General features: G+C 72.7%; 10 protein-coding genes. 3 read left to right on the top strand and 7 right to left on the bottom strand.

Annotated elements, in window-relative coordinates:
• Window positions 1–98 precede the first annotated feature (98 nt).
• Both AB0P03_RS29650 and AB0P03_RS29645 read right to left on the bottom strand, forming a co-directional pair.
• Window positions 99–689 (bottom strand): lytic polysaccharide monooxygenase, encoded by a 591-nt coding sequence (locus tag AB0P03_RS29650; RefSeq protein ID WP_363631733.1) that lies wholly within the window; start codon window positions 687–689, stop codon window positions 99–101.
• Between the two features lie 198 nt (window positions 690–887).
• The gene (locus AB0P03_RS29645) at window positions 888–1919 is read right to left on the bottom strand and encodes a medium chain dehydrogenase/reductase family protein (RefSeq protein WP_363631731.1); all 1032 of its coding nucleotides are present in this window, start codon (window positions 1917–1919) and stop codon (window positions 888–890) included.
• 133 nt (window positions 1920–2052) lie between these two features.
• On the opposite strand from AB0P03_RS29645, the gene AB0P03_RS29640 reads away from it, so the two are divergent.
• Window positions 2053–2733 (top strand): TetR/AcrR family transcriptional regulator, encoded by a 681-nt coding sequence (locus AB0P03_RS29640; RefSeq protein ID WP_363631729.1) that lies wholly within the window; start codon window positions 2053–2055, stop codon window positions 2731–2733.
• A 75-nt stretch (window positions 2734–2808) separates the two neighbouring features.
• Here the strand turns inward: AB0P03_RS29640 and AB0P03_RS29635 are convergent, their stop codons facing one another.
• On the bottom strand, window positions 2809–3171 hold the full coding sequence (locus AB0P03_RS29635) for a hypothetical protein (protein ID WP_363624569.1): 363 nt from the start codon (window positions 3169–3171) through the stop codon (window positions 2809–2811).
• Between the two features lie 178 nt (window positions 3172–3349).
• Complete coding sequence (locus tag AB0P03_RS29630; protein WP_063350359.1) at window positions 3350–3577, bottom strand: hypothetical protein; 228 nt, start codon at window positions 3575–3577, stop codon at window positions 3350–3352.
• A gap of 439 nt (window positions 3578–4016) precedes the next feature.
• On the opposite strand from AB0P03_RS29630, the gene AB0P03_RS29625 reads away from it, so the two are divergent.
• Both AB0P03_RS29625 and AB0P03_RS29620 read left to right on the top strand, forming a co-directional pair.
• Window positions 4017–4220 carry a cold-shock protein gene (locus AB0P03_RS29625; protein WP_063350360.1) on the top strand — a complete coding sequence of 68 codons (204 nt, stop codon included), beginning with the start codon at window positions 4017–4019 and terminating at the stop codon, window positions 4218–4220.
• A gap of 345 nt (window positions 4221–4565) precedes the next feature.
• Entirely contained in the window at window positions 4566–6008 is a 1443-nt protein-coding gene (locus tag AB0P03_RS29620; RefSeq protein WP_363585823.1) for a DEAD/DEAH box helicase, read from the top strand.
• A gap of 78 nt (window positions 6009–6086) precedes the next feature.
• Here AB0P03_RS29620 and AB0P03_RS29615 read toward each other — a convergent pair whose 3' ends face one another.
• The 3 genes from AB0P03_RS29615 to AB0P03_RS29605 all read right to left on the bottom strand — a co-directional run bounded on the left by AB0P03_RS29615 (window position 6087) and on the right by AB0P03_RS29605 (window position 8732).
• Window positions 6087–6965, bottom strand: a complete 879-nt coding sequence (locus AB0P03_RS29615; protein WP_363631727.1) for an alpha/beta fold hydrolase — start codon at window positions 6963–6965, stop codon at window positions 6087–6089.
• Window positions 6966–7126: 161 nt separating this feature from the next.
• Entirely contained in the window at window positions 7127–7537 is a 411-nt protein-coding gene (locus AB0P03_RS29610; RefSeq protein WP_363585821.1) for a hypothetical protein, read from the bottom strand.
• 265 nt (window positions 7538–7802) lie between these two features.
• Window positions 7803–8732, bottom strand: a complete 930-nt coding sequence (locus AB0P03_RS29605) for a glutaminase (RefSeq protein ID WP_363585848.1) — start codon at window positions 8730–8732, stop codon at window positions 7803–7805.
• Between the last annotated feature and the right edge of the window lie 96 nt (window positions 8733–8828).

Below are 8828 nucleotides of genomic sequence, written 5' to 3'. Positions count from 1 at the left end.
CCGCCCGGGGGGGGCCGCGGGGGGGGCCCCCCCCCCCCCCCCCCCCCCGGGGGGCCGCCGGGACCGGGGCCGTCAGTGCGGTGCAGCGGTCAGGACCGTCAGAACTGGACGTCGGTGCAGGAGTAGAAGGCGTTGCCGGTGTCGGCGACGTCCCAGACCGCCACCACCACCTGGTGCCCGGTACGACCGCTGGGGAGGGTCGCGGTGTGGGTGGTGGTGGCGGCGGGCTGGCGGCCGTTGTAGGGGACGGTCAGGAAGGGGGTGAGGTCCAGGCTGGCCCGGGTGATCGGCTGGCTGGCGTCGTAACCGGGCTTGGTGAGGTAGTACCTGAAGTTCGTGGTGGAGTGCCGGGCCTCGATGTACCAGGTGAAGGTGAGCTGCTGGCCCGCCGTCACCCGGGTGGTCGGCCAGGTGCCGTTGCGCGGGTCGTCCAGCGGGGCCCAACGGGCGTCCCCGCCGGCGCAGATGGTGCCGTCGGCCGGGCCCCGGCCGGGGAAGCCCTTCGGGCCCTCGACGCTCTGCGGTTCCCACTGGATGTCGCCGCAGTCCCACGGCACCCCGCCCGCTCCGCAGAGCGCGGACCGGCTGGGCGGCAGGTTGATGTAGCCGTGCGACTGGGCGGGCAGGGCCAGCACGAGCGGGAGCGCGATCGCGGCCGCGGCCGCGCCGGCGAGATGACGTTTGCGCATGGTGCTCCTCCGTGGGGGTGGATGGAGTGTGCGCCCGACGTAGGGCGCGCGCGTGGGGGCGCGGCCGAAGATCATGGCATGCCTGCGTCAGGTCGGTGCTGACACCGTAGAAGCCCCCGTCCGGGCCGTCAATGGTCTGAACCATTGCCGGGTCATTGCCGAGTCATTGCCGGGCCCCGTGCCCCCGTGCCCCGCGGGTCAGGGAACCAGGACGATCTTGCCGCTGACGGTCCCGGACTCCGCCAGCCGCAGGGCCTCGGCCGCCCGGGCGAGCGGGAGCCGGGCGGCGATCCGGGCGGTGACGTCACCGCGGGCGACGGCGGCGAACACCTGGGCGAGGTCGGACCGGAGGCGGGCGCGGAAGCGGTCCCGGCCGAGGGCGCGGCCGGCCCAGATGTTGTAGAAGTGGGCGCGGCGGCCGTTGGGCAGGGTGTTCCAGAGCCAGGTGCGGGCGAGGATCTTCAGCACGGGCCACTGCTTGGAGCCGGTGTCGTCGCGGGTGGAGGCGCTGCCGTAGGCGACGAGCGTGCCGCCGGGGGCGAGCAGGCGCCAGGAGTCGATCACGCTGCGCCCGCCGACGTGGTCGAACACGGCGTCCACCCCGCCGGGCGCCAGCTCCCGGACCCGGGCCGCCACGTCCTCCGTGCGGTAGTCGACCGGGGTCGCGCCGAGCTCCCGCAGGGCGTCGTGGTGTCGCGCGGACGCCGTGCCGATCACCTGCACGCCGGCCGCGCGCGCCAGCTGGACCAGGACGGAGCCCACCCCGCCGGAGGCGCCGTGCACCAGGATCCGCTGCCCGGCGCGCACCCGTGCCCGGCGGTGCAGCAGCTGCCAGGCCGTGATGCCGTTGACCACCACGGTCTCCGCCTCGGCTGCGGTGAGGCCGTCCGGGACGGGCACGGCGTCGGCGGCGTCGACGGTCACGTGGCTGGCCCATCCGCCGACCTTCATCAGCGCGGCCACCCGCTGCCCGGCCAGCCCCGGGTCGACGCCCTCGCCGGTGGCCAGCACCCGGCCGACCAGGTCGTAGCCGGGGACGAACGGGAACGGCGGCTGGTCGTAGTACCGGCCGCGGCGCATCTGCTGCTCGGCGAACGAGACGCCGCTCGCCTCCATGGCGATCAGGACCTGCCCCCGGCCGGCCCGCGGTACGGCTCCGTGCCGGATCTCCAGGCCCTCCGGCGCCACGATGCCCGGCAGTACGACCTGGACGAGGCGTTCGGTGTCCATGACGCCCTCCTTCTCGGTAGATGTTGTTGCCTTCGTTAGAAGTTATAACGAACGGCGTTGGTGAGAGTCAAGAGGGGGAGTGATAGCCTCTAACGAGATGGTGATGTCGTCGTCGTGAGGTCTGGAGGCGGCCATGGGCGCGTCGGATGTGAGGACTCCCCGGGAGCGCTACCGCGCCCAGGTGCAGGAGGAGATCAAGGAGCGGGCCTGGGAGCAGATCGCCACCGCCGGGGCCTCCGCGCTGTCCCTCAACGCCATCGCCAAGCGGATGGGCATGAGCGGCCCGGCCCTCTACCGGTACTTCGCCAGTCGCGACGAGCTGATCACCGAACTCGTCCGGGACGCCTACCGGAGCCTCGCCGACGCCTTCCAGGCCCGCGCCGCCGCGGGTACCGACGTGGCCGGGCTGGCGCAGGCCCTGCGCGGGTGGGCCCTGGACGACCCCCAGCGGTACCTGCTCGTCTACGGCACCCCCGTGCCCGGCTACCGGGCGCCCGAGGACACCACCCGGATCTCCGTCGAGATCATGGCCGTCCTGCTCGATGCCTGCGCCGCCGAACAGCCGCCCGTCGAGAAGTCACCCGCGGAGCAGTCACCGGCCGTGCCGCCGTCCCCGTTCGACGCCCACCTCGCCGAACACCGGGCCTGGGCCGGGGGGCACCCGGCCCCGCCGGCGGTCCTCCGCCTGGCCCTCGCCGTCTGGACCCGGCTGCACGGCGTGCTCTCCCTCGAACTCGCCGGCCACTTCACCGGCATGGGATTCGACCCCGCCGAGCTCTACGCCGCCGAACTCCGCTCGCTCACCGGCCGCTGACGGCGCGGCGCGGGCCCGTGTTCGCGGACGGACAGGGCCCCGGGCGGCCGTGTGGCGCCCGGGGCCCGTCGGAGGTCAGGCGTCGGAGTAGCTGAGGTCACCCACCGTCCAACTGCTCACGTCCTCGATGGCGATCCGGTACATGCCGCCGGTATGGGGCAGTCCGAAGTCGCCCTGGAGGATCCGCGCCCGGTGCAGGTGCAGGTGCGTCGGCCGTGCGGGCGCGCCGGCGGAGGGCGGGGAGAAGAGGGCGGCGAACGGCTTCAAGTGCTGTGAGGTGTGCAGGACTTCCGACACCCGCTCGAACCAGAGGTCCATCGGTGCGAGCCGGCCGGTGATGACCGCTCCGGGGACGACCACGGTCAAGGACATCTGGTTGCTGTGCTCGGACTCCACCATGGCGGCGATGTCAACGAGGAGCTCATCAGAGTTCGACATGCACCCAGACTATTGCGCCGCCGCCGGCTTCGGTGGCCTCGTGCACGGTTCGGCGCAGGCCGGGCGCGTGACCGTGCGCGCGGCCTGTCCTACGGCCTACGCACGGTCCGGCGTCCTGGGGAAGGTCTCGTGGATCGTTCCGGGGCCCGGGCCCTGGTGTCCCGGGGGGAGCCCCGGGTCAGAGCTTCCACATCTCGGCGTACGGAGGGGTGAGTCGCTCCTGGCGGGAGCCGAAGTCGACGAGGACCGCGATGTCGCTGCCGTCCTCGACGTCGACGACCCGGCCGAGGCCGTGCTTGTCGTGGGTGACCCGGTCGCCCGCGGCGAACCGCTTGCGGGGCACCTCGGCCGGGGCTTTGAAGGGACTGGTGGGCAGGTGGCGCCGGACTGCCGGTGATTTCGTCATCCCGATCAGTATGCTCCGAAAAACCGGGGAGCGGACCCTTCCGGAGGGCCGGAACCCCGCCGGGTGACAGGGCACGACCAGCCGGCCCTGGCTCGGCGGACCCGCCCGGCCCGAAAAAATTCTTCGCCCGACCGGGCCCCGCCGCCGGTGTCCCAACTGCCGTGGCGGCACCACCCGTTGCCGAGCCCGTCGGCGGGCGAGCCGCTCCCGTGGGGGAGGGGCCGGAAAGACCGGCCGCGGAATGTCCACCGCGACGAGCCCGGGCCTGCTACAGTCGATTTAGTTGCAGTAGTGGTTCCCATGAACTTTGTGTGCGCCTGCTGATGTATTGCAGGCGCATTTTTTGTTTTCCGGCTCTTTCCCCGGCGGGTGCTCATCGCGGCGACTCGACGGTCCGCACGGTGCGGACTTCGTACAGTCTCTCGAAGGAGATTTTTTTATGGCTACTGGTACCGTGAAGTGGTTCAACGCGGAAAAGGGCTTCGGCTTCATCGAGCAGGAGGACGGCGGCGCTGACGTCTTCGCCCACTACTCGAACATCAACGCCCAGGGCTTCCGTGAGCTGCTCGAGGGCCAGAAGGTCGAGTTCGACGTCACGCAGGGCCAGAAGGGCCCGCAGGCCGAGAACATTCGCCCGCTGTAGTTCTCTGCCACGGCACTCGCCTGGTAGCGAGGGGCCCGCACCGTGCACTACGCCCGGTGCGGGCCCCTCGGCCGTTCCACCCCCGAATCGCCTCCGGCCGTCCTGGCCGCCCCGGCCGTACCGGGCCCTGTGGATCCGCCTTCGGCCGTCGTCCGCCGTCCCGCGCGGGCCGTGTCGCGCCGACCGCGCACCGGCGCCCGCCCACCGGCGGCTGCACCGTCCATGCCTCGCCCGGCCGCATCGTTCGCGCCCCGCCCGGCACATCTCCGGCCCGTTTCTTGTGATCTCCGCGCGCCCGTGCAGCGGAGCCTTCCTCGCGACGTGCCGTCTTGAGGAAGGTTCCGTATGAACCGCTCGAATCGCCCGTCGCACCGCAGCCCGCACCGCCGGACCGGAGCCCCGAACCGGGCCCAGGGCCGATCCTCCCAGCAGGAGTTCGAACTCCCGGTCAGCACCACCCCCGCCCTGCCCGCCGTCGAGTCGTTCGACGAACTGGACATGCCCGCGGCCCTGTTGAAGACGCTGACCCGCCAGGGCGTCACCTCGCCGTTCCCCATCCAGGCCACCACGCTGCCGAACTCGCTGGCCGGCCGTGACGTGCTCGGCCGGGGCCGGACGGGCTCCGGCAAGACCATCGCCTTCGGCCTCGCGGTGCTGGCCCGCACCGCCGCCCGTGCCGCCGGCCGCAGGGCCGAGCCGGGCAGCCCGCTGGCCCTGGTACTGGTCCCCACCCGCGAACTCGCGCAGCAGGTCACCGAGGCGCTCACCCCCTACGCGCACTCGGTGCGGCTGCGGATGGCGACCGTGGTGGGCGGGATGTCGATCGGCCGCCAGTCCCAGGTGCTGCACCGGGGCGCCGAGGTCGTCGTCGCCACCCCCGGCCGGCTGAAGGACCTGATCCAGCGCGGTCACTGCCGACTGGACGACGTCGGCATCGCGGTCCTGGACGAGGCCGACCAGATGGCCGACCTCGGCTTCCTGCCGCAGGTCACCGAGCTGCTCGACCAGGTCTCCGCCGACTGCCAGACGCTGCTCTTCTCCGCGACCCTGGACCGCAACGTCGACCGGCTGGTGCGCCGCTTCCTCAAGGACCCGGTCACCCACTCGGTGGATCCGTCGGCCGGAGCGGTCACCACCATGGAGCACCACGTGCTGCATGTGCAGAACCACGACAAGAACACCCTGATCGTCCGCATCGCGGCCCGGGACGGCGGGGTGATCATGTTCACCGACACCCGGGACCGTGCCGACGCGCTGGTCGATGACCTGCTCGCCAACGGGGTGAAGGCTGCGGCCCTGCACGGCGGCAAGTCCCAGCCCCAGCGCACCCGGACCCTGGAGCAGTTCCGCACCGGCCAGGTCACCGCGCTGATCGCCACCAACGTCGCCGCGCGGGGGATCCACGTGGACGGCCTCGACCTGGTCGTCAACCTGGACCCGCCGGTCGACCACAAGGACTACCTCCACCGGGGCGGCCGCACCGCCCGGGCCGGCGAGTCCGGCACCGTCGTCACCCTCGTCCTGCCCAGCCAGCGCCGCCAGATGGCCCGGCTGGCGGCCACCGCCGGGATCGCCCCCACGGCCACCCGCGTCCACTCCGACGACGACGAACTCGCCCGCCTCACCGGCGCCCGCGTTCCGACCGGCATCCCCGTGACGATCCCCGACCCGGTCGTCGAGCGTCCCCGCCGCTCCGCCCGGGGTGCCGTCGGTGGCGGGCGCCGCCGCCCTGCCGGCGCTGCCGCCGCCCGTCATCCGCGTTCCGTGAGGTCCGCCGCGCGGTCCTGACCCGGTTCGTGCCGGTCCCGGTACGACGGCCCCGTGCTCCTCGCCCCGACGGGCGGTGGAGCATGGGGCCGCTCGCGTTCAGGCCCGGGGCGGGCCGCCTTCCTCGGCGAGCAGGAAGTCGAGGGCCGGCCGGGTCCGGTCCCTGAGCAGGTGGCCGACCTCGGGGAGGAAGGTGACCGACACCCGGGGGGCGGCCCGCTGGAGCCGGCGGCGGGTGTCGTGGGAGTCGATGAGCCGGTCGCGGCCACCGATGGTGACCTGCACCGGCATCTCCAGGCCCGCCAGGTCGTCGTCGGTGACGACCGGCAGCTTCTCCCGCCGCGGCCGGAAGTGCTGGTGGATGAGCAGCACGTACTCGCCGAAGGCGCGTTCCTCTGCCGTGGGCGGGACGGTGGTGGGGGCGGGGCCCAGGGCCAGCCTCAGCATCGTGCGCCGCCCCCAGTCCCCGAACGGCAGCACGAACAGTGCGGCGACCAGGACCCCCCGCTTCTGGCGGCCGATCCCGCAGGGGCAGCGCAGCGCCAGCCGGTCCACCCGCTGCGGGCGGCGGATGGCGTAGTCGAGGGCCAGCAGCCCGCCCAGCGACGTCCCCACGAAGGCGGCGTGTTCGACGCGCAGCGCGTCCAGCACGTCGTCCAGCCACAGCGCGTGCGCGTCGGAGTGCAGTTCGGGGCGCACGGGGGCGCTCAGGCCGGGCTCGCCGATCACGTCGACGGCGTAGACGCGGAAGTGCCGGGCCCACAGGGCCACGTCGTCCGCCCACATCGCCGCGTTCGCCCCGGACCCGTGCAGCAGGACCAGGGGCGCCGCGTCCTCGGGGCCGCAGGCCAGGACGAAGGTCGAACCCTGGCGGGTGGGGACGTGCAGCCGTTCGGCGGGCACGGGCCAGCGGTCCAGGAGGGCGGTGTACTCCTGGGCGAGGACGCGGGCGCCCTCGTCGGAGGTGTAGATGGTCATGCCGTACTCCAGCTCGCTCGATAGGTTGGTATCTATCCTTAAGCTACCGTGAGGAGTGAAGTAAAGGTGATTTTAGGGAGTGATGGGGAGTGGATCACCTTGGGCGGAAATGACTCCGGCCCGGCCGCCGTGGGGGCGACCGGGCCGGGAGGCTGGAAGGCTCAGGAGCGTTTGGGCGGCAGCACGGCCAGGGCGAGGAGGAGCACCAGGACGCCGCCGCAGGCGTTCCAGAAGCCGTTCTCCAGATCGCCGATCCCGAGCGAGAGCGGCTTCACCTCCCGTCCCTTCTGGTACACCCAGAGCACGCCGGTGACCACCGCGACCACGGCGGCCAGGAGCAGGCCCGGGCGCGAGCGCACCAGCAGCGCCAGCACCGCGATCGCCGCGGCGACGGCCAGGAGCAGGAACATCGACATGCCGGTCGACGTGGTGCGGGTGGGTGACATGCCCCGGAACAGGTCGGCGACCGGTACGGACCTCGGATCGCTCTTGGCGTACCAGGGCTGGAACGAACTGAGCACCAGCCCTGCCGCGCCGGCCAGGGCCAACAAGCTTGCTACGACGGTTCGCATGGGACGGGACCCCCACTTTCCTCTTGGTCGTGTTCCTCATGGCCGGCCGATCGTCATCACGATCGGCGCCCCCGCCTGGAGCATGCCATGGACAACCGGCCGGTCGGTGCCCAACAGTCGGATCAACGCCACAAGTTGGGCGATGGCCGGGTGTGGCGCGCGAGCCCGCGGAGCGCCGGAGCGCCGGAGCGCCGGGGCGGCGGGGCGCCGGGGCGGCGGGGCGGCGGGGCGGCGGTCGGGAGGCCGTCGGGAGGCCGTCGGGAGGTCAGAAGATCGAGCAGCCGGAGAGGGTGGTCAGGGCGTCCAGGGCGGTGACCGCGGCCACCGAGTTGCCGGCCTGGTCCAGCCGGGGGCCCCAGGCGCAGACCGCGGCCCGCCCGGGCAGTATGGCGAGGATGCCGCCGCCCACGCCGCTCTTGCCCGGCAGCCCGACCCGGAAGGCGAACTCGCCCGCCGCGTCGTAGGTGCCGCAGGTGAGCAGGACGGCGTTGACGCGCTTGGCCTCGCTGCGCGACATCAGCCGGGTGCCGTCGGTGCGCACCCCGTAGCGGGCCAGGAAGGAGCCGGCCAGGACCAGGTCCCGGCAGCTGGCGGACACCGCGCAGTGCGCGTAGTAGTGGTCGAGGACGGTCTCGACCGGGTTCTCCAGGTTGCCGTGGCTGGCGATGAAGTGGGCCAGGGCGGCGTTGCGGTGGCCGTGCTCGGCCTCGGACGCGGCCACGACCGGATCGGTGTCGAGCAGCGGGTTGCCGGACTCCCGGCGGAGGAACTCGCGGACCGTCCCGGCGGCGTCGCCCGTCATGGTCTGCAGGCGGTCGGTCACCACGAGCGCGCCGGCGTTGATGAACGGGTTGCGCGGGATGCCGTGCTCGCTCTCCAACTGCACCAGCGAGTTGAAGGGATTGCCGGACGGCTCCCGCCCCACCCCGCGCCAGACCGTGTCCCCGCCGTACGCCAGGGCCAGTGCCAGGGTGAACAGCTTCGAGACGCTCTGGACGGAGAACGGCTGCTCCCAGTCCCCGACCCCGTACAGCTCGCCGTCGACGGTGGCCACCGCCATGCCGAAGGCGTCCGGGTCGACCGTGGCGAGGGCCGGGATGTAGTCGGCGACATGCCCTTGGTCGCCGGTCGCCCGCGCGGCCGCCGCCGCGGCATCCAGCAGCAGCCGGTAGTCGAGGTTCTCTCCGGCGGGCATACCGTTCAACGCTGTTCCTCCATGAGCACGATCAGGACCACGACCTGGTCCGATACAGGATTATCCGTGCTCCGGCATGCGCGGATGAGCACCGAG

Source organism: Kitasatospora sp. NPDC088779, assembly GCF_040685395.1.
In the GTDB taxonomy this organism is placed as follows: domain Bacteria; phylum Actinomycetota; class Actinomycetes; order Streptomycetales; family Streptomycetaceae; genus Kitasatospora.
The sequence above is the reverse complement of the archived record's forward strand: the minus strand, read 5'-3'. Positions and strand labels throughout refer to the sequence as shown.